The organism is Paraburkholderia phenoliruptrix (assembly GCF_902859825.1).
Taxonomy (GTDB): Bacteria; Pseudomonadota; Gammaproteobacteria; order Burkholderiales; family Burkholderiaceae; genus Paraburkholderia; species Paraburkholderia phenoliruptrix.
Genome location: NZ_CADIKB010000006.1, coordinates 207,133 through 231,002 on the forward strand (window position 1 = coordinate 207,133; position 23,870 = coordinate 231,002).

General features: G+C 59.6%; 22 protein-coding genes and 1 pseudogene. 15 read left to right on the forward strand and 8 right to left on the reverse strand.

Translation table 11 applies throughout. The features are described 5' to 3' along the window. Positions 1-36: 36 nt before the first annotated feature. Positions 37-1,032 (reverse strand): GlxA family transcriptional regulator, encoded by a 996-nt coding sequence (locus HV711_RS09840; protein ID WP_035483647.1) that lies wholly within the window; start codon positions 1,030-1,032, stop codon positions 37-39. Positions 1,033-1,596: 564 nt separating this feature from the next. On the opposite strand from HV711_RS09840, the gene HV711_RS09845 reads away from it, so the two are divergent. Continuing rightward, on the forward strand, positions 1,597-1,782 hold the full coding sequence (locus HV711_RS09845) for a hypothetical protein (RefSeq protein ID WP_013592464.1): 186 nt from the start codon (positions 1,597-1,599) through the stop codon (positions 1,780-1,782). A 178-nt stretch (positions 1,783-1,960) separates the two neighbouring features. On the opposite strand, the gene HV711_RS09850 is transcribed toward HV711_RS09845, so the two are convergent. Beyond that, positions 1,961-2,956, reverse strand: a complete 996-nt coding sequence (locus HV711_RS09850) for a GlxA family transcriptional regulator (protein ID WP_013592463.1) — start codon at positions 2,954-2,956, stop codon at positions 1,961-1,963. Between the two features lie 197 nt (positions 2,957-3,153). On the opposite strand from HV711_RS09850, the gene HV711_RS09855 reads away from it, so the two are divergent. Then, a complete protein-coding gene (locus tag HV711_RS09855; RefSeq protein ID WP_244142675.1) occupies positions 3,154-4,353 on the forward strand; it encodes an acyltransferase family protein in 1,200 nt (399 codons plus the stop codon). Next, complete coding sequence (locus HV711_RS09860; RefSeq protein ID WP_244142676.1) at positions 4,341-5,834, forward strand: hypothetical protein; 1,494 nt, start codon at positions 4,341-4,343, stop codon at positions 5,832-5,834. The genes HV711_RS09855 and HV711_RS09860 overlap by 13 nt, the downstream gene beginning before the upstream one ends. Positions 5,835-6,057: 223 nt before the next feature. Here the strand turns inward: HV711_RS09860 and HV711_RS09865 are convergent, their stop codons facing one another. After that, the gene (locus tag HV711_RS09865) at positions 6,058-6,240 is read right to left on the reverse strand and encodes a hypothetical protein (protein ID WP_175145072.1); all 183 of its coding nucleotides are present in this window, start codon (positions 6,238-6,240) and stop codon (positions 6,058-6,060) included. 148 nt (positions 6,241-6,388) lie between these two features. On the opposite strand from HV711_RS09865, the gene HV711_RS09870 reads away from it, so the two are divergent. The 10 genes from HV711_RS09870 (at position 6,389) to HV711_RS09915 (ending at position 18,082) form a co-directional block, all read left to right on the forward strand. Beyond that, a complete protein-coding gene (locus tag HV711_RS09870) occupies positions 6,389-7,771 on the forward strand; it encodes an undecaprenyl-phosphate glucose phosphotransferase (RefSeq protein ID WP_035483651.1) in 1,383 nt (460 codons plus the stop codon). Between the two features lie 68 nt (positions 7,772-7,839). Continuing rightward, positions 7,840-9,024 (forward strand): polysaccharide biosynthesis/export family protein, encoded by a 1,185-nt coding sequence (locus HV711_RS09875; RefSeq protein WP_051224655.1) that lies wholly within the window; start codon positions 7,840-7,842, stop codon positions 9,022-9,024. After that, positions 9,021-9,458 carry a low molecular weight protein-tyrosine-phosphatase gene (locus tag HV711_RS09880; protein WP_013592458.1) on the forward strand — a complete coding sequence of 146 codons (438 nt, stop codon included), beginning with the start codon at positions 9,021-9,023 and terminating at the stop codon, positions 9,456-9,458. Before HV711_RS09875 ends, HV711_RS09880 begins: the two co-directional genes overlap by 4 nt. Positions 9,459-9,473: 15 nt before the next feature. After that, positions 9,474-11,702 carry a polysaccharide biosynthesis tyrosine autokinase gene (locus HV711_RS09885; RefSeq protein ID WP_035483653.1) on the forward strand — a complete coding sequence of 743 codons (2,229 nt, stop codon included), beginning with the start codon at positions 9,474-9,476 and terminating at the stop codon, positions 11,700-11,702. A 96-nt stretch (positions 11,703-11,798) separates the two neighbouring features. Next, positions 11,799-12,875 (forward strand): glycosyltransferase, encoded by a 1,077-nt coding sequence (locus HV711_RS09890; RefSeq protein ID WP_028360001.1) that lies wholly within the window; start codon positions 11,799-11,801, stop codon positions 12,873-12,875. Next, positions 12,862-13,986, forward strand: a complete 1,125-nt coding sequence (locus tag HV711_RS09895; protein WP_028360002.1) for a polysaccharide pyruvyl transferase family protein — start codon at positions 12,862-12,864, stop codon at positions 13,984-13,986. The genes HV711_RS09890 and HV711_RS09895 overlap by 14 nt, the downstream gene beginning before the upstream one ends. Further along, positions 13,916-15,094, forward strand: a complete 1,179-nt coding sequence (locus HV711_RS09900) for a glycosyltransferase (protein WP_244142677.1) — start codon at positions 13,916-13,918, stop codon at positions 15,092-15,094. Before HV711_RS09895 ends, HV711_RS09900 begins: the two co-directional genes overlap by 71 nt. Beyond that, the gene (locus tag HV711_RS09905; RefSeq protein ID WP_035483657.1) at positions 15,091-16,344 is read left to right on the forward strand and encodes a polysaccharide biosynthesis protein; all 1,254 of its coding nucleotides are present in this window, start codon (positions 15,091-15,093) and stop codon (positions 16,342-16,344) included. Before HV711_RS09900 ends, HV711_RS09905 begins: the two co-directional genes overlap by 4 nt. Positions 16,345-16,420: 76 nt before the next feature. Then, positions 16,421-17,728 carry a glycoside hydrolase family 71 protein gene (locus HV711_RS09910; protein WP_279612652.1) on the forward strand — a complete coding sequence of 436 codons (1,308 nt, stop codon included), beginning with the start codon at positions 16,421-16,423 and terminating at the stop codon, positions 17,726-17,728. A 27-nt stretch (positions 17,729-17,755) separates the two neighbouring features. Beyond that, positions 17,756-18,082 carry an H-NS histone family protein gene (locus HV711_RS09915; protein WP_014973482.1) on the forward strand — a complete coding sequence of 109 codons (327 nt, stop codon included), beginning with the start codon at positions 17,756-17,758 and terminating at the stop codon, positions 18,080-18,082. Positions 18,083-18,269: 187 nt separating this feature from the next. On the opposite strand, the gene HV711_RS09920 is transcribed toward HV711_RS09915, so the two are convergent. Continuing rightward, a complete protein-coding gene (locus HV711_RS09920) occupies positions 18,270-19,193 on the reverse strand; it encodes a LysR family transcriptional regulator (RefSeq protein WP_035483661.1) in 924 nt (307 codons plus the stop codon). A gap of 126 nt (positions 19,194-19,319) precedes the next feature. Between HV711_RS09920 and HV711_RS09925 the strand changes: the two genes are divergently transcribed. Beyond that, positions 19,320-20,714: an MFS transporter gene (locus HV711_RS09925; RefSeq protein WP_035483663.1), complete on the forward strand. Its 1,395-nt coding sequence runs from the start codon at positions 19,320-19,322 to the stop codon at positions 20,712-20,714. Positions 20,715-20,839: 125 nt separating this feature from the next. Here HV711_RS09925 and HV711_RS09930 read toward each other — a convergent pair whose 3' ends face one another. The 4 genes and pseudogenes from HV711_RS09930 to HV711_RS33460 all read right to left on the reverse strand — a co-directional run. Beyond that, positions 20,840-21,139 carry an ArsR/SmtB family transcription factor gene (locus HV711_RS09930; RefSeq protein WP_035483665.1) on the reverse strand — a complete coding sequence of 100 codons (300 nt, stop codon included), beginning with the start codon at positions 21,137-21,139 and terminating at the stop codon, positions 20,840-20,842. Continuing rightward, complete coding sequence (locus HV711_RS09935) at positions 21,136-21,744, reverse strand: GlxA family transcriptional regulator (protein WP_028360008.1); 609 nt, start codon at positions 21,742-21,744, stop codon at positions 21,136-21,138. The genes HV711_RS09930 and HV711_RS09935 overlap by 4 nt, the downstream gene beginning before the upstream one ends. A 6-nt stretch (positions 21,745-21,750) precedes the next feature. Continuing rightward, positions 21,751-22,110 carry a hypothetical protein gene (locus tag HV711_RS33455; RefSeq protein ID WP_244142680.1) on the reverse strand — a complete coding sequence of 120 codons (360 nt, stop codon included), beginning with the start codon at positions 22,108-22,110 and terminating at the stop codon, positions 21,751-21,753. Further along, a pseudogene (locus tag HV711_RS33460) lies at positions 22,099-22,544 on the reverse strand (thiamine pyrophosphate-dependent enzyme); the annotation flags it as partial. The gene HV711_RS33455 and the pseudogene HV711_RS33460, both read right to left, overlap by 12 nt. A gap of 441 nt (positions 22,545-22,985) precedes the next feature. On the opposite strand from HV711_RS33460, the gene HV711_RS09945 reads away from it, so the two are divergent. Continuing rightward, a complete protein-coding gene (locus HV711_RS09945) occupies positions 22,986-23,867 on the forward strand; it encodes a GlxA family transcriptional regulator (RefSeq protein WP_244142681.1) in 882 nt (293 codons plus the stop codon). Positions 23,868-23,870 lie beyond the last annotated feature (3 nt).

A 23,870-nucleotide genomic window follows, 5' to 3' on the forward strand; every position in this document is an offset into this window, starting at 1 on the left:
GCGCGAAAGAAACGAACAGGAGGGCGATGCGCCCGCTCAGGACGGATTGCTCAACGGTGCGCTGTTGCTCATCCGATAATCGGAGGGTGTGGTGGCCAGATACTTTCTGAATAGTTTGGCCAACTGACCACCGCTGCCGATCCCACAGCGCCGCGCGATCTTGTCGACCGGCAAACGCGACTCGATCAGCATCCGGCAACTCATGTTCAAGCGGGCTCGAAGCAGATAGTCCGAAGGTGTCATGCCGATTTCGCTCTTGAAGCGCCGCAGGAAGTTGCGCTCGCTCATGGCGGCGACCTGGGCTGCTGCGTCGATGGAAATGGGGCGGTCGACGTTCGCCTCCAGCCAGCGAACGGAGGCCATGATCTTCTCGCTGACGTGATGCGCCGCGCTATGCGTCGCTGCGTTGCTGAACGGCGTTCTATGCTCCGGCGCGATAGACTCCGCGATCTGCTTCGCGAGGTCGGGGCCCAGATGCTCTTCCACAAGTCGTAATGCCGTCCTGACGGCTGTAGGTGCCTCGGTGAGCGAGCGTTTCGAATACGGCTCGTGCGCGTCCTGCTCGCCGTACATGAGAGGACAATAGCGGCTTGGCAGTCCGGTTACCTCCAGAAGCTGCCGGCCCTCCGCAATGGGATGAACGATCTCGCTGAAAGGATGGCGGCGCCGCAGCCAGGCGCTCAGGCGCTCATCGCGGCATGCGTGCTCAACGCCCGCACCGCCCGCAATAAACAGCAAATGGCGGTCATTGGTGCCTCTATGCGTTTCGACGCTTTCCGTCCAGACGAAGACCGACGAAGAACTCGCAATCCGGCCGCCTGCGGCCGACAGTAATGAAACCTCGTAATAGACGCGGCCCGAGCGCTGCGACGCGGTTAGCGCATTGGCCTTGTGAAAGACCTCGATGATCGCCGCGACTTTGGGCAAGGCGAAACCATTGAACAATGCAATGTCGACATGCGTTACCTCGGTCTTTCGCGTCGCTTCGACGTTGTGCGGTGTGCAGCGCGGCAGAGTCTCTATTAGCTCCATCTTTTTTCCCCGGAATGTATTGGCCTGCAAAGCCTTCTAGCTCTGTCTTTTCTTGTTGTGAACCAATCCTATACGATTAGCTTGCAGTCCATTATTACATGGCTGAATCGGCCAACAAATTGGCAGTTCGCGACATCACGGTCATACAAAAGATGCACCTAAACAGCGCGTTTATCCAATTGACATCCTTACACGTCTGACGAAGAGTCTGGTTAATTTTTTTGGTGAATTTTTCTGAAGACAAAGCGCGTCTATATATCATTGTTTGTGGAGATGCGCATCACATCTGAATATACGGGAAGCAATTTTCCATTGTCTCGACATGTTACGGTGCAGCGTTCGTGTGCTTCGGCACGTGTAAAGGAACGGGACGCCGGAACCGCTATTTCTCAGCCGCGGGGCGGATTTTGCACCTGAATAACGCATACGGTAGAGTGAAATCGCCGTCCAGCCCCGTCCAGCCAGGGCGAACGCGCTTCCCGCCGGATCGCAAGGCACGGAATATTTTCGCAAACGATTGCGAGCGGGGCTAAATAAGTCCGAACGCCGGTCGTTAACGCGGATATGCGTAAACAATACATTCAGGCAATCGTCGATGCGGCCTGCGAGACCGCCGACACCATCGTCGGTGCCCGCCAGTGGAATACCGACGCGGACGCTCGCGCTATGCACGAACTTATTTTCTGGGATATGATCGCCCGGAAGTTGCCCAATGTGAGCGTTGCGGAACTATTGGCGATGCTGGATTAAGCCGTTGGCAGGCGCGCAGAGCGGCGTGAAATCGGCTGATTTGCGTAAAATAATCGAGTAGTCGATCTTATTCGTCAATTCGATGCAATTGCGGCGACTGCCTTTTCTTTCTACATATATTCTTATTCTGGGCCGTCATCGTGATGATCGACAGTCGTTCATGAAGCGGCCTGGCGGCTCATGAGGGCTTGCTGAGCCCTTGCCTTGTCATGCGGTATTCGGTCGGTGTCGTCGAAAGATGCTTGCGGAAGAGTTTGGCGAGGCGTCCACCACTGCCAATTCCGCAGCGGCGCGCAATCTTGTCGACCGGCAAGCTCGTACTCGCGAGCAACTTGCAACTCATTTCGAGCCGTACGTGCAGAAGATAGTCCGAAGGCGTCACGCCCATCTCGTTCTTGAAGCGCCGCAGGAAATTCCGCTCGCTCATTGCCGCGATCTGCGCTACCGCTTCGATGGAGACGGGGCGCGTCCCGTTGGCCTCCAGCCATCTCGCGGACGCCTGAATCTGTTCGCTCACATGCGGCGCGGGCCTGGCGCGAATGGTCGTCTCCGGCTCGAGCTTCTGCCGCGGCGCGACCCATTGCGCGACCTGGCGTGCGATATCCGAGCCAATGTCTTGCTCAACAAGCCGCAAAGCAATTTGCAGCGGGCTCAGCGAATGGTCGATCGAGCGAGCGGCGCCTCGTGCTTCCGTGTAGTGACGCTCGTCTGTTCGCGCGCTCTTCGCACCCGTGAGGCCCGCCGCGTCCAGCAGCAATCTTCCCTCGGCGATGGCATGAACCAGCGTAGTGCCGGCAAACACGCGTCGAAGCCAGACAATCAGACGGTCGTCGCGGAACGCCGTTGTCGCGCCGATCCCACCCGCAATAAATAGCGCGTGGAAGTGATCGTCCTGGCGCAGCGAACCCACGCCATCGGTCCAGATAAATACCGAAGATGAACTCGCAATCCGTCCACCCGATGCGGATAGAAGCGAGACCTCGTAGTGCGGGCGGCCGGATTGGTCAGGGTCGCTGAGCGCATTCGCCGACTGAAAGACCTCGATGAGGGACGCAACGTCGGGCAGGGCGAATCCGTTGAAGAGTGCAACGCCAATGTGCTTCGTATTGCCCTGCTGGGACGAAGTGGTCGCTTCAAGTGCGTTCTCGTGAGATGCAATGATGCGAGGGCCCATCGTCGTACGTTCCCCGAAATGTTTGACTTGTGTGGCTATTGCAAAGCCGTCTTCAATCGTTCGAACGTATGCTACCGACGCTTTTTATCGGTAATTGAGGGCTGGCGGATTTTGCCAACATCTTGGCACGCGGTGGTAAATGACGCCCTTTCGAGAGAAGCGCAACGACGCGGCTCACGACTTGAGAGCCGAACAATGTGGCGGATTTCACCAAACGTTATGACGGATTTGATTTACGGCCGATGCTAACATCGACCGCTCCAATCGCTATTCGTAGCGCGAATTGCGCGCGGTCATCGATCAACGTCATCTGGCAGTCGGGAGCTCACATGTTGTACTCCGTTCAGCTTTTGCGAGCCGTGGCGGCGGTTCTGGTGGTTGTCTGTCACGCCATTCACAAGCAAGGGCAGATGTCGGGCACTGGCGCAACGTGGGAATTCGGCGGATCGGGCGTCGATCTTTTCTTCATCATTTCCGGCTTCATCATGTGCTATGTAACGATGAACCGGAAGATTGGCGCACGCGACTTTCTCAAGGCACGCGTACTCAGGATCGTGCCGCTTTACTGGACGTTGTCGCTCGTTGCGCTGGCGGTCTACCTGGTGAACCCCGCAGTCGTCAACAGCAGCGGCGGCACGACGACCGTGATCAATTCGTTCACCTTGATTCCAACGGGAGACAAGTTCCTGATACAGACAGGGTGGACGCTGAGCTACGAGTTCCTGTTCTATCTTGTCTTCGCCGCGTCGTTAAGCTTTCCAATGCGCGCGCGTCTACCGTTTACTTGCGCAGTCCTGCTTTTTTTCGTTGCTGGCGGGATGATCCTGACGCCGTCAGATCCTACGCTGAGGTTCCTCACTTCGCCGTTGCTGCTTGAGTTTGTCATGGGCATCGCGGCCTATCTCTACATACGCGACGACTCGCGACCGCTGCTATTGAGCCTCGCGCTGGTCGTAGGTGGGCTTCTCGCGCTCGTTTTTATGCCCGCCAATGACGCGGCCAATGGGCGAGTGATTACGTATGGGTTGCCCTTCATGATGATCTTTGCGGGGACGGTCAGTATGGAGTGGCTGGTTCGCGCGGCGTGCGAGTCGATTCCCGGCAGAATCGCGACGGCCATTGGCGCAGCTTCCTATTCGCTGTACCTCGCTCATCCATTCGCGCTGGCCGCCGCGGCGTTGATTGTCAAACGATACGGTATTCAACACCATCCGTTCGCCTCGATCGCGATTCTCGTGTCCAGTGCATTGGTAGCGGGCTACGCCTGCTTTTCGATTGTCGAAGTGAACCTCAATCGATGGATAAAAAGCACGTTGCGCAAGCGTACCGCGCGGCTCTCCTGTGCGGCCCATGAGGCGGCGGAACGGAGAAAAACCACACAAACATGGCAGCCATGATCGCAATCAAATCCAGTGGACGCGTGCCCGCTCCCTCCAGCAATCTCAAAGCATTGTGGCTCACGCTCGTTGCCGGCATGGCGTGTGCAATCACACTTGTCGTTCTCTACACCGCACGCGCGCATGCACTAACCATTATTCTTAACGGTCTGCTGATCGCGATGATTCTGTCGATCAAACCGCGCAATCCGACGGTCCGCTGGTTCCGGTTTTTCCTTCTGTTTTTCTTTGGGATCTTTCCGCTCTGGCAGTTGCTGGTCGGGGACGAGATCTATCTGAAGCTGTTTCCGCAAGACAGTGCGCCGGTCGTTCTGTGGTACTTATTGAGTATGGCGGGCGTAGCGCTGATCAGGATCGCGCTCGACATAAACGGAAAGATGCTAACGCATTGGACTGCGCGCACGGATAGAACGGCGAGAGCAGGGGGCCTCGCCTATCTGTTTGCAGCACTCTCGCTGTGCGCGCTCGCGTTCATGTACGCGAAGCTCGGCGGTTATTCGCACGTCGTGCAACTTTACGACACTCGCGTGGAAAGTAACGGTACCGACTACGATCCGTTTCGCGGCCTCGGCGTGATTCAGGCTTTTGCCAACACCTCCCCGCTTTGGGTATTCGTTTGTCTCACCATGAGGAGACGCCGCAACGTATTGTTCACGACTATTGCGTTCGTGCAGTTGGGTGCGTTGGGGTGGCTTTCCGCCGGCGTGGCCGGCAGCCGTCAGGGCATCGTGTTTGTGCTCGTGTTTGCGCTTTTCCTCTATCACGGTTTCGTCAAACCTATCAGCGCGAAAAAGTCGCGCACCTTCGGCTTGGGCGTGGCGCTCACGGGCATTGTGCTGATACCGTTGAAGCTGGGTTTAGGTTATTCGGACCTCGCGAAACTGCCGCAACGCTTCGCGGAGCAGCGCGATCTCGAAGTGAGCATGGGACCGTTGAGTGCGTTTCTGTTTCGAGATCTGTCGCGTTTCGACGTCCAGGCCGTCGCCATTAATGAAGTAGAAAAGCCAGCGTACGAACTCGCAATGGGCCGCAGTTTTGTCGGCGCACTGGCGTCGATTGTTCCAACCGCACTGTGGCATGACAAGCCCGATACGTTCGCGCAGGAGAAGAGCGAGATCGTGCGAGCACTGGAGCGCGGCACTATGGATAAAACGACATTGCTCTTCGGCATGCCGGGCGAGTTCCTCGTCAATTTCGGCTTGATGGGATTCGTGCTGTCGTTCGCGATTCCGGTATGGCTTCTCATCGCGCTTAACAGGGTGGGGCGGCGTTCGTCACGATGGACGGCCCTGCGAGCGGTGATGTGGCCTCTGCCGTTTCTGTTTTTCCTGTTCGATTCGAATGTGCTGGTGTATTACGTCGTGCGCTGGGTGCTGCTCTTCGGTGTGCCGATGGGCTTTGCGTTGAACTGGCCGCGCGGCAAAGCCTTGCCGCGCATTCCAGGCCGCATGGATCGCCTTGCTGCCAGTGAGCGGTCGTGACGCCACGGCGTCGCCGCTTCGAAAAGCGGTTCCAGGTGGCAAACGCACTTCAGGAAATAGTCCTCGATGTAGCGGCAATTAAGACGCCAATAAGGTCGATAGTTCATCTGCAATAAGGTTTGCATTGCCGCTATCCTGATGGCGCGCGGACGCTCGCGAACTCTTCTATCCGTTTTACTCGCTCAGCCGTGTGCGGCTTCGGCAACGCCGATGCCGAGCACGCTCATTTCGCGCGATCTGCCGAAAAATCGCCGATGTGCTCGTTTCCGCCAACACTGTGTTCGTATCGGACGTGGATTAATGGGCCGCCATTGCCGCGAATATGATCCGTTTCACCGAATGCAATTGCATTTCTATTGATGGTGAAACGCATATCAAGCGCAATTGAATTCCACTCGTAACTCATGCACGCGCAGACGATAAAGCGAGTTGCGCGTCATTGACGCGGCCGGGAAATCGCTTCCCGCCGTGCCTTCGTGTCGTACTCACGGGCGACTAGCCGTTCGGTGTGGCTCTAGTCGTTGACATGCTTACCGCCCATCTGGAGAGACCCGATGAAGATCGTTCTTGCTCGACTGTGCGATATCGCGATGACCTTGCTGGGGGCCGTTATTGCAGCACGGCTCTGCTTTGGCGAAACGGTGCCGCATCCGCTGCTGCATTGTCTCTTCGCTGCAATGGTGGCGGCCATGGTTGCAGTCGTTTTCCCGGGGTTTTCAATTTATCTCTCGTGGCGCGGCAGGCCGTTGCATCCGCTCCTTTTGCGTCTCATCGCGGCGTGGGTCTCGGTTCAGACGATGGCGAGCGCACTGGTGCTTCTGCTCGGCGGCATGCACATGCTGTCTGGCCGCTGGCTGCTCGCGTGGACGATACTGACTGTCGCTTTGCTGCTTGCCACGCGAATCTTTGTGTATTCGCTGCTGCGTCGATACCGTCACGCTGGTCACGACTTGCGGCATGTTTCGATCATTGGCTACGGACGCTATTTCGATCGCGTTTCCCGGGACACGAAGGGGAATGCTGCATCTGGCTTCAGGATTGTCGATATCGTCGAACTGGGCGCCGTGGGCGCAGAAGCAGATCAATCGACGATAGACCGTGATCTCGCTGCATTGAAACGGGTCCACGACTCGATAGAAGCGAATGCCATCCGCGAAGTGTGGCTGGCGCTTCCCGCCACAGCACAGGCATCGCTGCAACGCTGCGTGGATGCACTGCGCGACACGCTGATCGATCTGCGCCTGTTACCGGACGTGGAAGCACTCGGCGTCGAAGAGCACGGACGGGCACTCGCCTACATCGGCCGGCCCGCAATCAGCTTGTCGCCCGTCGCGCTGCCGCGCGAGGGAATCACCGGTAAGGAAGTATTCGATCGCGTGTTCGCGGCGCTCGCCTTGCTCGCTTTGTCACCGCTGATGCTGGGCATTGCGGTATGCGTCAAATGCTCGTCGCCCGGCCCGGTGTTTTTCCGGCAGCGCCGCAAGGGGCTAAATGGAAGACCGTTCTCTATCTACAAGTTCAGGTCCATGCGTATTCATGCCCCGGAACAGGGTGTGGTGAGGCAGGCCACTCGCGATGATCCGCGCATCACACGGGTCGGCCGCTTTTTGCGCCGCACGAGCCTCGACGAACTCCCGCAGTTCATCAATGTACTTCGCGGCGAAATGTCGGTGGTCGGACCGCGTCCGCACGCCATTGAGCACGACGAACTCTACCGCAAGCAGATTAGCGGGTACATGGACCGTTACCGCGTCAAGCCCGGCATCACCGGATGGGCACAGGTGAACGGGCATCGCGGAGAAACCGAGCGAGTAGAGAAGATGGTCGCCCGCGTCGAACACGATCTTTACTACCTGCGTCATTGGTCATTCGCACTCGATCTGCGGATCGTTTTTACCACGATCCTGCGGGGGTTTGTCGGCACTCAGGCGTACTGAATTCTCTGAACCTTGCGTGACGCGCAGGGTTCGCGGAATCGTTATCAAACGTGTTGTAAAGGGGATGTATGCGAAAGCGGGACAAACAGATTGCACGCGCTTGGGGTAGTCGCAAGTCAAAGGCTGCGATGCGCGGTGCGATTCTTAACGCGGTCGCGTTGGCGCTTCCCATCGCGTTGGCGGGATGCGCAGCAGCGCCCGGCATGAAGATGGTCAAGCCTGCAACTATTGCGGTCTCTCACGATGCCGAGGCGCGTGCCGAGGCGGCGCCCGTGCCGATCATGAACATCGACGCAACGCTCATTCATAGGCTGCGTGCGACTCGCACTAAAGATCTCGATGAGGCGGTGCGCGAGCTATCCGCGAAACCTTCACCGTATGCGGTCGGAGCAGGGGACGTCCTGCAGATTACGGTCTGGGACCATCCGGAACTCGCGGTTGCGCAGGGAGCGCCCGGTCAGGCGGCAACGCGCAACTCTGACCCGGTGCCGGGATTCGTCGTGGACCAGCGCGGCAATCTGCAATTTCCGTATGCAGGAACCTTGCACGCTGCGGGCATGACAACCGATCAGATTCAGCAGGCGCTCGCGCTCCGACTGAGTAAAGCGTTCCTTAACCCGCAGGTCACGGTGCGCATGGCGTCGTTTCGCGCGCGACAGATCTTTGTCGACGGTGAAGTGCACACGCCCGGTGCCCAGCCGCTGAACGACATTCCGATGACGCTGTACGACGCGGTGAGCCGAGCGGGCGGGTTCGCCACGACGGCGGATCAGAGCCGGCTTGTCCTCGTTCGCGACGGCCGCTCGTATCCGCTCGACATGACCTCGATGTTCGAAGGCGGCTTCAATCCCGCCCGGATCATTCTGCGCGACGGCGACCTGCTCCGTGTGCGCGCGCGCGACGACAGCGGCGTGTACGTGATGGGCGAAGTATCCAGGCCGTCGACCGCGCTCCCCATGCGCGACGGCACCTTGTCGCTGAGCGAGGCCATTTCGCAGGCCGGCAGCATCAACAGCAATTCCGCGGATGCGTCGGAAGTTTATGTGATCCGTGACTCGTTGAGCGCGAGCCCACAGGTGTATCACCTGGACGCCAAATCGCCGGTGTCGATGGTGCTCGCCAATCAGTTTGCGCTGGAGCCGCACGACATTGTGTACGTGGACGGAAACGGTCTCGTTCGTTTCAGCCGTGTGCTGAATCTACTTCTGCCCGCCGTGAATGCGGCACTTTACGGAGCGATCGCCGGGAAATGATCAGAAGCATGCTGGTGGTTTGCGTCGGCAATATCTGCCGAAGCCCGATGGCTGAATACCTGCTGCGTCGTGAGCTCGAGGGAATCGTGGTGGAGTCGGCTGGACTCGACGCATTAACCGGATATGCCGCGGATCCCGCTGCTATCCAGGTCTGTGCCGAGAACGGACTGGACATTTCGAAGCATCGTGCGCGCCCGTTGAATGCGGCATTGGTCAGCGTGACCGATCTGATCCTGACGATGGAGCGTGTACACAGCCAGGAAATCATGCACAGGCATCCGTCGGCGCGAGGCAAGGTGTTCCGCCTCGGCGACGTGGAAGATTTCGATGTGCCTGATCCTTATCGCAAGCCGCTCTCGCATTTTTACGAGGTGTACGAGTTGATCGCTCGTGGCACCGAATCCTGGACATCGCGCATTAAGGCACTCGCTTAAAGAGACGTAGAGACGATGAACAATAAAATTGACATGACCGTGGGTGATCCAGTCGACGAGGATGCCGATCTCATTCGCTATGTGGATGTGCTGGTCGGGAGCCGTTGGTTGATTGCAGCAATTTGCGCCGTAGTCGTGCTTCTCGGCACCGCGTATGCATTTGTGGCGCGTCCGAACTACGAAGCCAACATCATGATCCAGGTCGAGGAGGACAACCCGACTAGCGCGACGTCGTTACTCGGCGACGTATCGTCTCTCTTCGACGTCAAAACGCAGGCGGAAGGTGAAGTCGAAATCCTGCAGTCGCGAGCGGTGGTCGATCAGGCGGTGAACGATCTTCGCCTTTATATCGACGCTGCCCCGCGCCGTTTTCCGCTCATCGGCTGGCTGATAGCCGATAACAATAACGCCCTGTCCAATCCGGGACTGTTGGGTATGGGAGGTTTCTGCTGGGGAAGCGAATCGATCGCGGTCGAGCAATTCGACGTGCCGTCCGGCCTCATCGGCAAGCGCTTCAAGCTCACGCTGCTCGGTAATAACCGGTTCCGCGTCACACAGTCGGACCTCGATTCGCCGATTGAAGGGAGGGTGGGAGAGCCGATCGTGTCGAATCAAAGCATCGGCCAGTTCCGACTGCTCGTTAAGCAAATAAGCGGCAAGCCTGGCGCGGCATTTACTCTCACACGATATTCGAAACTCCTGACGCTCGAAGCGCTGCAGAAAAAGCTGACCGTCGAGCAGAAAGGCAAGCAGAGCGACATCATTACCGCGTCGCTGCGAGGACGGGACCCGGAGCAGATTACGGCCATTCTCAATTCGCTCGGCAGTGCCTACGTGGCGCAAAACATCAAGCGCAAAGCAGCCGAGGCTGACAAGTCGGCCGCATTTCTCGAGGGACTGCTGCCGGGCCTGAAACACGACGTGGAACAGGCAGAACAACGCTACAACGCTTACCGGAATTCGAAGGGCACGTACGACCTCGGTCTCGAAGCACAGACGCTTTTGCAGGAGACGGTCGCGTGGCAAACCAATCTGTTGACCTTGCAACAAAAGCGCGCCGAACTGGCGAGCGGCTACTCGTCCGATCATCCCTCGGTGCGAGCAGTGGAACAGCAGATCGCTGCAATGAAGGCACGGCTCCAGGCGGTAGATGGGCGGATGAAATCGCTGCCGAATCTGGAGCAGGGCACGGTGGCGTTGATGCGCGACGTGCAGGTCAATACCGACGTCTATCTCGGCGCGCTGAACAATTTGCAGCAGTTGAAACTCGTGTCGGCCGGCAAGGTCGGCAATGTTCGGCAAGTGGATACCGCGCGCATTCCGGAAGAGCCGGTTCAGCCGAAAAAACCGCTCGTGATGGGCCTTGCGTTGATTGCCGGCCTGATGATGGGCGTCGCGACGGCTTTCGCACGCGAGCACTTCTATGGCGGTATCACGGATGTCCAGGACATTGAACGCTATGCCGGCCTGAACGTATATGGCGCGATTCCCTACTCGACGGAACAGCGCACACTCGACGAAGCGATCCGGACGCGCCGCTCGGGCCTCGCGCTGCTCGCGGCGGCTCGCCCCGATGAGCCGTCTATTGAAAGCTTGCGCAGCCTGCGCACAGCCCTGCGTTTTGCGATGCTCGACGCGCCCAACAATCGTCTGCTGTTGACGGGACCGGGCCCCGGTGTGGGCAAGTCGTTCGTGGCGTCGAATCTCGCCGCGATCATGGCCAGCACGGACAAACGTGTGATTCTTGTCGACGCCGACATGCGGCGCGGCTACCTCAACCAGTACTTCGGCGTTTCGCGCGGGAAGGGGCTGTCGAACGTATTGTCCGGAGAGGCCATGCTCGACGAAGTGATCCGGCATGACGTTTCCGAAGGGCTCGATCTGATCACGACCGGCAGCATTCCGCCCAATGCAGCGGAACTGCTGATGAGCGAAAGCATGAGTCGGCTGATGCAGCGCCTCAGCGAACGCTACGACCTCGTGGTGATCGACGCGCCGCCGGTACTCGCCGTGGCCGACGCCGGCATTGTTGCAAGCGGTGCAGGCACTACGTTTCTGATTGCACGTTTCCAACGAACGGTGATCGGCGAACTTACCGAAAGCGCGCGGCATTTGCAGCGTGCTAACGCAACGTTGAAGGGCGTGATCTTCAATGCGGTGGATGCACGCGCATTCGGTTATCGCTCGAAATACGGCTCATATCGCTATGTCGCCTATCGGTACGACCGCAAATTGACGAAATAACGTGAATGCAGCCTCTATTTCAAACGCCTGAACAGCTGTTTCGCTACCTGGTGGCGAAAACGTCCGTACTTCCCTTTCTGCTTCGGTGAGTTCGACATGAAGATCGTACATGTGGTTGAGACATGGATAGGTGGTGTGGCCAACTACGTCCGCGCGCTGATGGTCGAGCAACGTAACATGGGGCACGAAATCGTGCTCTTGTGCGATCCGAGAAATCTGAAGCTCGCCGATATCGGCGTAGCGGGGATCTCGGTTGTTCATTACCGCTCGAGCCGGAACCCGCTTCTCGTCCCGGCGATTGCTCACAGGCTGAAAAAAGTACTCGTTGGTTTACAGGCCGACGTCATTCATTGCCACAGTACTTTTCCGGGCCTGTATGTACGGTTGAATCGCTTTCGTGACGAGAAGATCCTTTACACGCCGCATGCGTGGTCGTTCATGAAACGGGACATCGCGCCCGTCACGCGTCATGCGTTCGCATTTGTCGAACGGGCGATGGCCAACCGCTGCACCCGGATTCTGTGCATGTCGTTCGACGAGGTACGGGCGGCCAAGCGGCACGGTATCGGGCTCGACAACATCGACCTCGTCTACACAGGCATCGCGCCCGACAGCGCAAGCGAACGTTCGATCGAGACCGCTGCGTTGACGCTGAACCCTGTGACGACAATCCATATCGGCTATTTCGGAAGGCTCGACTATCAGAAGGGATTCGACATCCTTCTCAACGCGATTCCACTGCTCAGGGAGGGACTGCACGTACACGTGTTCGGTGCTGCAGTGCGCGGCGGTGTGAACGTGCAGTCCGACGATCCACGGGTCACCTATCACGGCTGGGTTGGGCCGGATGAGACGCGCCGCGCGATGCTCGACATGGATGTGATCGTCGTGCCTTCCAGATGGGAGGGCCTCGCGCTTGTTCCTATCGAGGCGATGCGGGCTGGCAAGGTGCTCGTCGTATCCAGCGAGGGCTCTTTGCCCGAGCAGGTGATTCATGGCTACAACGGTCTCATGTTGCGGGAGTTGAGCGGCACATGCCTCGCCGACCAGCTCAATGCATTGTCGATAGAGGAATGCCGTCGCATGGGCGCCAATGCCCGCCATGTGTTCGATCACGCCTTCCGCGCCGATCGTTTCTTCAAATCACTCATGAGCTGCTATGAAAACGCCTGAGGTCTTCCTGCTGCATGCGTACAGCCCGCGCAATAGCGGAGATGGCTTGCTGGTGAAGTTAAGCCTGCGTGCCATTCGCTCGGCGGGGATAGTGGGTCCCGTTACCGTCGTGTGTCTGGACAAGGCTGCATTTGCCGGTTATCTCGACGACACGAACGTGGAGCTGATTTCCCTTGCCGATTTTGTAGTGAGAATCGTGCGACGTATCGGGTCCATGCGCGCCGCGATCTTCTTTGGGGTAGGGGGCGGCTATCTGAGGTCGGGCACGTTGAGCGAGGGGTGGAAGGCGCTGATCGCGCACGGTACGCAGATTGCCGGCACAGCGCTCGGTGGCCGCCGCAGCAGGACGGTTTATCTGCCGCAAAGCGTCGGGCCCTTCAAAGGCATGTCCGGGGTCATTCTCAAAGCGCTGATTCGCCGGCATGTCGACACGATTTTTCTTCGCGACGACAAGAGCCGCGAGGAGTTGCAACACCGGCGAGGCGTGCGAACCGGCGATCTGGTCGTACTGGAGATCGGCAAGCATCTGCAAATTCCCGCCATTGCCTTGACGACACAGGAGCGCCGCAAGGTCTTCTTCGTCTTTCGCGACCTGAGCGGCAAGCCCTATTCCGAGGTGTACCTGAAGAACATCAGGCGTCTCGTCGAACTGATTCCGGACGCCGGCTTCGCTCTGCAAAGTTCAGGCCGCGGCAATAGCGACGACGTGTTCTACCAGCGCACCTTCGGCGTGCAGTGCAATGCCTTGCTTCGCGACATTGTCCTCCGGCGTGATGCCATCATCGTGTCGGTGCGTCTGCATGGCAGTCTGGAAAGCGTGCTCGCCGGCGTACCGAGCGTGCATCTGTCGTACGAACGCAAGGGACACGCTGCCTATAGCGACCTCGGTATCGACGACTACGTGTTTCATGCGGGAGACTTCGACCCGGTGAAGGTGGCGGACACCGTGGAGCGACTGAGAAACGATCCCACGCCGTTCTGGAATAGCCTCGATAAAGCTTCGGCGAACCGTTACGACGAACTGGTGGAGTACATCAAAAATGAAGTACAGCTCTTCGATCACGCTACTGATGGACGGAAACTTCTCGCGCGTCGGAGCGGAAATCTATAGTCCGCATATGGGCTATGAGCAGTTCGCGGTGCGTTTCACCCAGAGTTTCGACGAGGTCAGGATTGCCGCGCGCTCCTTTCCGACGTCGAAGGCTCTCGGGAAAAAAGTGACCGGCGCGCGTACCTCTTTTCTCGACCTCGGTGCGAACCGGGGCGTACGGGCGCTGGTTCTGGGTATTCCGCGTCTAATGCGCCGCGTGTATGACGTCGTTAATCACGCCGATGTGTTGCTGATTCGCTTTCCAGGCAATATCGCGATGCTTGCCATGCTGATATGCAAGCTGACGCGCAAGCCGTTTTCCGCCGAAGTCGTCGCGGACCCGGCCGATTATTTCAGCGACGCCGCGTCGCGCCATCCGCTACGGCGCATTGCGCGCAGCTTGCATTGCTGGGCGACGCAACATGCTGTTCATCGTGCGAAAACTGTCCGCTATGTAACGGCACACTCGTTGCAACAGCGTTATCCGCCACGCAGGTTGGATCGTGCATTCGGATTCAGCGATGTGTATCTTCCAGATGAAATGTTCGAGCACACTTCGCATGACGAGGATGGCGACCAGAGCGGTTTTCGCATCGTCAATGTCGCGATGATGCACAACGAGAGCAAGGGGCATGACCTGCTGATACGCGCCATTGCCCGACTGCACGCCGACAAGCTCGATGTTCGTCTTACCTTGATAGGCGACGGCGTTTTGCGCGAGCGCTTTCAGCGTATCGCTGAAGCAGAGGGCGTGGCGGACGTCGTCCATTTTGCCGGCGCGATGGACGGCGACGAAGTGCGCCGACGCGTCGCACAGCATGCGCTTTTCGTGCTGCCCTCATTTCAGGAAGGCATGCCGCGGGCGATGCTCGAGGCGATGGCGCTGGGCATTCCGGTAGTCGCGACGCGCGTGGGTGGAATCGGCGAGGTTCTCGAAGAACAGAGTCTTGTCGAGCCCGGCGACCTCGGCGCCCTTTGCGCACGAATTCAACAGCGCGCGACGGACGCGTCATTCAGGCGCCGCGAGGCAGCCAGTCATCGAGCCATTGCGAGGAACTTTCAATTCTCCACCTTGCAGGAGCAATACCACCTCTATTGCGATGAGCTCAAGGCGGCTTCCTCGCGATGAAAAAGGATTTTCTCTACGTGGTGCTTGCCTCCGCGCTGCCGGCGCTTGGCAACTTCATTGCCGTTGCGGTGGCATTGCGCCATCTCGATCCGGACTGGCTCGGCAAATCATACGCGCTGCTCGCGCTATTCTACGTAGCCATCGACCTTTTCAACTTCGGGTCGCCACGCATCTTCACTATCGAGCGGATTCGCTCGCGCGTGTCCACGTTGATCTTTCTCGACTTCGCGAGTGCAACCGGATCGACTATCGTATTTGCGTCGCTTACCGTATGGCTCGCGCGAACCGGGCTATTTGCACAGCCGCATTATTTCTGGACGTTGCTCGCTGCACCCGCGTGTTATGGGCTTTCGCACTTTTCGCTCGGTGTGCTGCGACTCTATGGCCGTAGCGGCCTCGTCTGCGCGATTTCGACGATTTCTGCGGTGAGCCGCATCGCCGTTGTATGGCTCGTCATCGCGAAGCAGGCTTTGCAACCCATGTTGCCGGACCTGCTGCTGCTCGTCGAAGCTGCATATGGCGCGATGATGCTCGTGGCGTATCTGGGTACGGCGCGCGGCGGCAATGCGCGTCCTTCCGACTTCGCGTCATATCCTGACGCAGAGCGATTCAACCCGTGGACATTTCGCTATCGCGAGTTCCTGAGCGAACACCGGAAAGAAATTCTGGGCAGTTGGTATTCGAACGCGATCTTCTCGGGCGCGAAACATGCGGACATCATGATCGTGACATTCATTCTGGGGCCGTCTGCTGCCGCGCTCTATCGCGGCGTCAAGAGCGTGCACAATCTGGCGTTCAATAGCGGACAGGCATTTGCACTCGTGGTAAGCAGCAAGCTCGGCCGCGCCATCGCGCCATTGCTTCGCATGCGCGCCGCAGCGGTGCTCGCGGGAGTCGCCGGCACAATGGGGTTGTTAATGCTGACCAGTTGGATCGCGCTGCGCGTCCATCTCTTTCCAACGGGTCGCCTCGGTGCGCCCGCGTTGCAGTTTGGCTTTCTATTCGCCGCCTTCCTGGGGGCAGGCGTGATCTTTATGTGCAGGATATTTTCGCTTCATGTGTTTTCTGTGGACAGGCGCTGGTTCGTCAAGATATCGTCGCTGGAAGTGGGGGCGTCGCTGCTCCTCGTATCGCTGCTGTCATATGCATTTGGGCTCATCGGCGCGACAATGGGCATTGCGCTCGCCGGCGCCATCGTGCTTGCGTTGTCGAGCCGAATCCGGGCGAAGGCAGCACCGGTTTCCGTATAAATGAAAGTGTGTCCACCACGGTGACGAACGTATGAAACGTCGGAGCTTGCTGAAAGGGTTGGCGCTTTCCGCGATGATGCCCTGCGGGATTACCCCCGTGCGTGCCCAGCCGGCATCGACGCGCTACGTGTTCGCGCACTACATGGTGGCGTGGCCTCGAGGCGGGACCGACGCGGGCGTCGAGGACTATCTCGCCGAATTCCGCGAGGCGATGGCTCGCGGCATCGACGGTTTCGCGCTCAACTGCGGAGGCTGGAGCGTTAGCGAGCCGATGTACAAAATGCGTGTACTGCAGATGTACGAGGCGGCCGAGCGCCTGGGTGGCGCTTTCAAGCTTTACGTGTCCGCGGACGGCAACGCGCAGAACGAACTGCCCGATATCGTACGCACAACGAGCGGACTCAAAGCGCAGTTGAAGCAGGGGGGCAAGCCGGTTCTGTCCGCTTATGGACTGGGCGGCAGAGATGCCGCGCGCTGTGAGTCCTTGATGCGGGAGGCGAACAGGCTCGGTGCGTGGTTCATCCCGCATTTTTCCCCGAGTAGCGGCGAGGCGACGATTGGCGAGGAACAGGCCGCCGAAATCGCCGCGAGGTCCACCTCCGCGGACGGCTATTTTTTCTTCGGCGCGGGCGCGCCGCCCGATGCGCTCGCTCGCTCAACAACGCTTCTGTCATCCACGTTCAGGCGCATCGGCAAGACTTTCATGACGAGCGTTACACCGTACTACCGTGGTCTTTCGAACGGCACCAATTATCGTGCGTTCGAGACGGACGGTTTCAGCGGAATGGCAAAGGAATGGCAAGCGGCGATCGAATCCGGTGCGAACTGGGTGCAAATCGTGACGTGGAACGATTGGGCCGAGTCGACTTATGTTGCGCCGATAGGTTCGACATCGAAAGCGCATGTCTACAACAGCCGATTCGGAGAACTACTGAATCACACGGCGTATCTTGATGCTAGCCGCTATTACATCGCATGGTTTAAAACAGGCGCGCGGCCCGTTATTGAAAGTGACGCGTTCTATTATTTCTATCGCTTGCACCCGGTTGATTTGAGAACGGACATGGCGAGGGCATTGGTTGATCCGTCGGCCGTCCCACCCAGATCTCTCGCGCCGCTCACGGCGCGAGTTCACGTCACGGCGTTGATGACGCGGCGCGCTACGCTGACGGTGACATGTGGCGCAAATCGGGCCGTCTTCGAGCTTGTGGAAGGTGTGAACGAGGTCAGTATGCCGTCGGCGCCGGGGCGGCCGCACTTCGAAATCGTTAGAAACAATGCGGTCGTGCTGCAGAAAACGGGTGAGGTCGCCATCACCCAGGCCGACTTTAGTGGTGCGTTCAACTATTTCAGCGGAAGTTCAGGTTCGGCGGGCGCGCAGTAGAACAACAATTCAGAAGAGGCAATCACAATGGAAGACCTCGAAACACTCAAGGCCCAGCGGGAAATTCTTCAGGCACAGCTTGCGGACATCGACAACACCATCCGCGTTCATCAGGTTGCCGAGAAAGTACAGGTGATCGCGGCGATCCGGCTCAAGATGGCGGCCTACAACATCACGCTCGACGAACTACGCGGAGAACCCACAAAGCCGCGCCATGCCGCGGCGAAAGGGAAGGGGACTGTCCCGGTGCGCTACCGGAATCCCGAGACTGGCGACACCTGGAGCGGCCGCGGCCGGCGCCCCAAGTGGATTACCGCAAGCGCGGACGTCGACCGGTTTCGTGTGGGCTCGTAGGTATGGGAACGGCAACTTTGGGATATTCGACACGGGGCTCGCGTTGGCCCGCACCTCAGTTTCCGACCAATAACGCCGGCATCAGTCGGCTTGCGCTCTCACTTGCTGCGGACATCCGCGTGAAGGTTGTTGCGCCGGGCTTGGTCGTTATAAGTGCGATGATGGTGGGCTTTAGGCCACTCGCTGTTTATCCGCGATGTGCCGTAGTTTCCGCACCGAAGCGTTCCACCACGAAATCAATAAAACTGCGCAGTTTTGGCGACATGTGCCGATCGGGTAGGTATAGCAGGTGCAGTTGCCGCTCTGGCGCGGCGTAGTCCGGCAGCACTTCCACCAGCCGCTTTGAGCGAAGATCGTCGTTCACGAGGATTGCCGGAAGCAGGGCGATGCCCAGACCGCCCAATGCGGCTCGCCTCAACGCTTCAGAATTGTCGATCTTCAGGCGCCCGTCCACATGTACCGCCACGCGCCCTTCTGGTCCGTTCAGCACCCACTCGGGCTCGCCCGCGTACCACTCGGACCGCGGTGGATACGCGTAAGTGAGACATTGGTGTGTGCGCAGCGCATCGGGCGTCGCAGGGACGCCGTGCGCCCTCAGGTAGGCGCGCGAAGCACATAAAACGAGCCGATACGGCATGAGCGGGCGTGCTACCAGATCTGGATTGCCCAGCGCACCGATGCGAATCGCCGCCTCAAACCCATCATTGAGAAGATCCGAGACAGCATCGGTCGCGACGATATGCAGTTTTACCTCCGGATAGCGGTCGCAGTATTCAGCAATGGCCGGAATGAGGCACTCGTTGTTGAACATGACAGGCGCCGTCACGCGCAAGCGGCCGCGCGGCGTTGCGAGATGATCGTGCGCTAGCCGTTCTGAATCGTCGATCAGGCCGAGTATCTCGACACAGCGCTCGTAGTAGGTCTGGCCGAACGCGCTCACCCGCTGCTTACGCGTGGTCCGATGTATAAGCCGTGTGCCGAGCCGCGCTTCGAGCGCCTGCAGGTGACTACCGATCATGGTCGGCGACAGGTCGCACGCTACCGCCGCTGCCGTGAGGCTACCCGTTTCGACCACGCGCACGAACACGGTCATTGCCTTGAGAAGGTCCATTACTCAATAATACCGGGTTCTGTGCCCGATCGGATTGCATTTACCAAACCCTGCTTGAGGAATAGAGTTCGGCTACGCGACGGCCTTTGAGGCAATTTCCCGTCGCGTTCTCTCTGGCACGGACACATGTACATTTCACTCTCCACGCGGCGGCAATCATCGCGACTCGCCTTGCTGGCGACGAGCCTCGGTTTTGCGCTCATCTGTCTCGACGTAACGGTCGTGAATGTCGCGCTCGCCCGCATCCGCGCGAGCCTCGCAATCGGCTCGACAGAGCTCGAATGGGTCGTCAACGCGTACACGCTCGCATTCGCCAGCCTGTTGCTCACGGCGGGCTCGCTCGCCGACCGCTTCGGCGCGCGTCTGATCTTCGTCTGCGGCTTCGCCGTCTTCACCGGCGCGTCCATCGGTTGTGGTCTCTCGGCCGATGCGACGGTGCTTGTCACATCACGGGGGCTGCAGGGAGTGGGCGCCGCCTTGTGCGTACCATCGTCGCTGGCGCTGCTCGGCGCCGCATTCCCGGATGCGCACGCGCGCGCCAAAGCCGTGAGCATCTGGGCCGGCACCGCAGCGCTCGCGCTCGGCGCCGGCCCGCTGGTCGGCGGCGTGTTGGTCGAACGCTTTGGCTGGTCGTCCATCTTCCTTATCAACGTGCCGATTGGCATTGTCGGCATCTGGCTTACGCTCGCGCATGCGCCCGATACCGTGCGTCACGAGGCGCGCCGCATCGACCTCGCCGGACAACTGCTGGCGGTCGTGGCGCTATCCGTGTTGACGTACGCCGTTGTTGAAAGCGGCCGGCGCGGCTGGACCAGCGCCCCGGTCATGACGGGCCTGGCGGCGGCGGTGGTGGCGGCAGCGGCGTTCATCGTCGTCGAAGGGCGCCGCGTGCAGCCGCTATTGCCGCTCGCGCTCTTTCGGAACGCCGTGCTGAACGTCTGTTCAATCACCGGCCTCACGCTGAATTTTGGCTATTACGGATTGATGTTCGCGATGAGCCTTTTCTTTCAGAATGCATGTCACTACACGCCGCTCGAGACCGGCATCGCGTTTCTGCCGATGACCGCAGTCGTGACAGTGGCCAACGTTGTATCGGGCCGTCTTACCGCACGCTTCGGTTATCGCCTGCCCATGGTCGTCGGCCAGTCGCTGGCGGCACTCGGCTATGCCTTGTTGGCGTTCCTCCGCGCGGACAGCAGCGCGCTCGCCATTGCATTGCCCTTATTGGCTGTGGGCACGGGGGTCGCGCTCGCGGTGCCGTCCATCAATACCGCTGTGCTCGCGCATGTCGACTCAGCCTCAATCGGTATTGCTTCGGGCGTGTTGAATACCGCGCGACAAGTCGGCGGTGTCGTGGGCGTTGGCGTATTCGGTTCGCTCGTGCGCCCCGAGTCCAGCGATATCGCCTCAGGACTGCATGTGGCCGTGATGCTGGCCTTCGCGATGACATTTTTGAGCCTCTTGTCTGTCCGGCTTGGCGTTGCAAAGCGAGCATCGTCGATCGATGCAGGTGCGAGTTAAGCGCTTTGGAGCGCCCCACGCGCATGTCGCCGAACCCATTCACATGTGACACCGTAACCCCGTTGTCCGTACTTTTTTCCTCGCGCGATGCGCGCGAACATCCGCATTGTGTGGAGCATGTCCATCTATAAGTTCAGGCTTAGCTGTTCAGCGAAGGACCGTATCACTTCTTCATTACGTGCAAGAAAGATCCACTGCCCGACGCGCGTCGATACGAGAAGCCGCGCTTCGACGAGGAGGGCGACATGCACCGATACCGTCGATTGGGAAAGACCGCTGCGTGCCTGAATCGCGTGCATAGGGACGCCGCGGCCCAGGTCGACAAAGCGGCCTGGAAAGGCCTCGGCGGGGACTTTCAACCAGGCAAGGATGTCGCGCCGCAGCGGATTCGCGAGCGCCTTGTGAATCAGATCGGTGTCTATCATTGAATTTCCCGCATATCGCCGCTGCCTCGATACGGCGGCGCCAGGAGTGCTCGCGCGATCGTTCCCACGGCGTTTTCGCCCAGGTCCTCCCGCACGAACGCCAACGCCAGATGAATGCCTGCACTCGCGCCACCGGACGAGTACAGGTTGCCGTCCTTCAGGCAACCCGGATTCGACATCACATGCACGAGCGGATATTCGGTGGCGAGCCGGTGCGCGTCGCGCCAATGCGTGGTCAGCCAGCGGCCGTCGGCGAGACCCGCGCGGGCGAGCAGAAATGCACCGTTCGAAATGGATGCGAGCCGGCGGGTTTTCGGTCCCACATCGCTCAACCAGTCGACGAGTTCCCGATGCTCGCGCGCCGAGCCCACGGCCTGCGCTCCCGGCACCACGATAATGTCGAAAGGCGTGCGCGTGTCGAGCAGGCATCCCGTCGCGCGCACGGCCGTGCCGTTCGAGGACAACACAGTCCCCGGCGCCGGGCCGATCAGATGCTGTTTATAAAGCACCCCGCCGAAGAGACGGTTGGCCTGATGAAACACATCCATCGGACCGCTCACTTCGAGCAACTGAAAACCCGTGTAGAGCATCATCGCGACACGCATGCGCGCTTACCCGGTGAACGCTTGCGTAACGAGTGCGCCCTGCCGCGCCACGTGCGCCGAGTGGTATCCCGGTGCGGTCGATGCAGAGGCGTCGGGGGCGGCATACAGCATTCTCGCGCCGGACGGCAGCATCTCCCGCAACCGCGGCTCGACGAAACTCCATGCGCCCTGGTTGTGCGCTTCCTCCCGGCACCACACCCCGGTCTTCAGATTCGGGAAGCGTGCGAGTTCGGCGGCCAGTTGCTGCGCGGGGAAGGGATACTGCCGCTCGACCCGGATGATCGGTGTGCGGGCGATGCCCGCGTCGCGGCGATGTTGGAGCAATTCGAAATACACCTTGCCGGTGGCCACGCTCGCGCGATACATGAGCGGCTGCCTGATCGCCGGCATATCCTGTTCCTGGTGCCCATACTTGCGAAAGCACACGAGATCGATGTGGTGCGATAGTCGACGGCCAGCCGCACCGCCAGCGCGACGGCTTCGGGATCGTCGCCATTGATGTGCAGGACGGGCGCCTCGATCATCTTCGCGACGTCGGTCGTGAAGAACGAGGAACGCGTGTCGCGCGGATCGGGAGTCGTGAAGCCGATCTGATTGTTGGCAACCACGTGCACGGTGCCACCCGTGCGGTGGCCGCGCGCGTAGCAGAGGCTTAGCGTTTCCATCACCACACCTTGTCCGCTCATCGCGGCGTCACCATGAATTTCGACCGGCATCATGCCGGCGCTGTGGTCGGTATCGGCAGCGCGAGCCAGTTCGGCCTTCGCGCGCGACATGCCTTGCACGACCGGGTTCACGAGAGCTCTGGCGTTCCTTCAGCATGATGAATCTGCCCTTGGTCGGCGCACGCCCGAACGTCGAACGTCGAGCGCAACACATGAAGTGACGCCTATCGCTGCTTGCGGTCCCCCACGGTATGTCCAGGCATCGATGCGCGTCACAAGCATTGCCCTGGGCGGGAGACTTCCCGGTGCGTCCGGGCAGTGTGCCTCGTCGCAATCGTGTACACAGTCTAGTTAATCGATGCCTCGGCCGACATGCATGGATAGTGCGCTCGTCTGCCAGGTTGTGGAGTTTTCGGGCCACGCCGTGCATCTCTCCTGCGATCGTCGATTTGTTACGCCAGGACACAATACTTTTTCCAAAGGCTGGCGGCACGCGTGCCTGACGTTGCGGTAAGCTGCGCCACAGCTTCGTTGAGCGATCAACGAAAACACAGTTACCACCATGAAGGTCACGGCATGAAAGTCGCCATTGTTGTATTCGATGGTGTGCAGGCGCTGGATGTGGCAGGCCCACTCGATGTGTTCGCCGAGGCGAATACTTTCCTTTCCGAGCATCAACGATATGAAGTGACGCTTCTCGGACGCGAGGCGGGCACCGTTTCGTGCTCGAACGGCATGCAGCTGGCCGTGTCGTCCGGCTATGCCGACCGTGACATTCAATGGGACCTGCTGCTGGTAGCGGGCGGCCCGCAGTTGCCCGATGAGCTGCCGTCGAACGAGTTCCTCGCCTGGCTGCGGAACCAGGCGCACAACGCAGGCCGCTTCGGCTCCGTGTGCAACGGCGCTTTCGTGCTCGCGCATGCGGGTCTGCTCGATGGCAAGGAGGTAACGACGCACTGGTCGGACGCAAGCCGGCTGTCCCGTGAGTTTCCGCAGGCCAACGTGCAGCCGGACAGGATTTTCGTGCGCGACGGGCGGCTCTTCACGTCGGCCGGCGTGACTGCCGGGATCGATCTGTGTTTGTCGCTCGTCGCTGAGGACTTTGGGCACGAGCTGGCGGTGCGGGTCGCAAAGCGTCTCGTCGTGTATATCCAGCGCGAAGGCGGGCAGTCGCAATACAGCCCGTATATCGGAGCCGGCAGGGACGAAGACCCCATCATCGGCAAGGTCTATCGGTATGTGAGCGAGCACCTGACCGATGTTCTGTCGATAGAGGAGCTCGCGAACGCCGCGTCGGTGAGCCGTCGCACATTGTCTCGGCTCTTCGCGAAGCACGCGAAGGTGACCCCTTGTTACGTCCCGGTCTATTTGAGGATCGGCGGGGGATGTTTGTATCGCGAACGTCGGGAACGAATTTTTGAACTTCACCGCAAAGAGCGCGGGATACAGCGGACGTAAAGA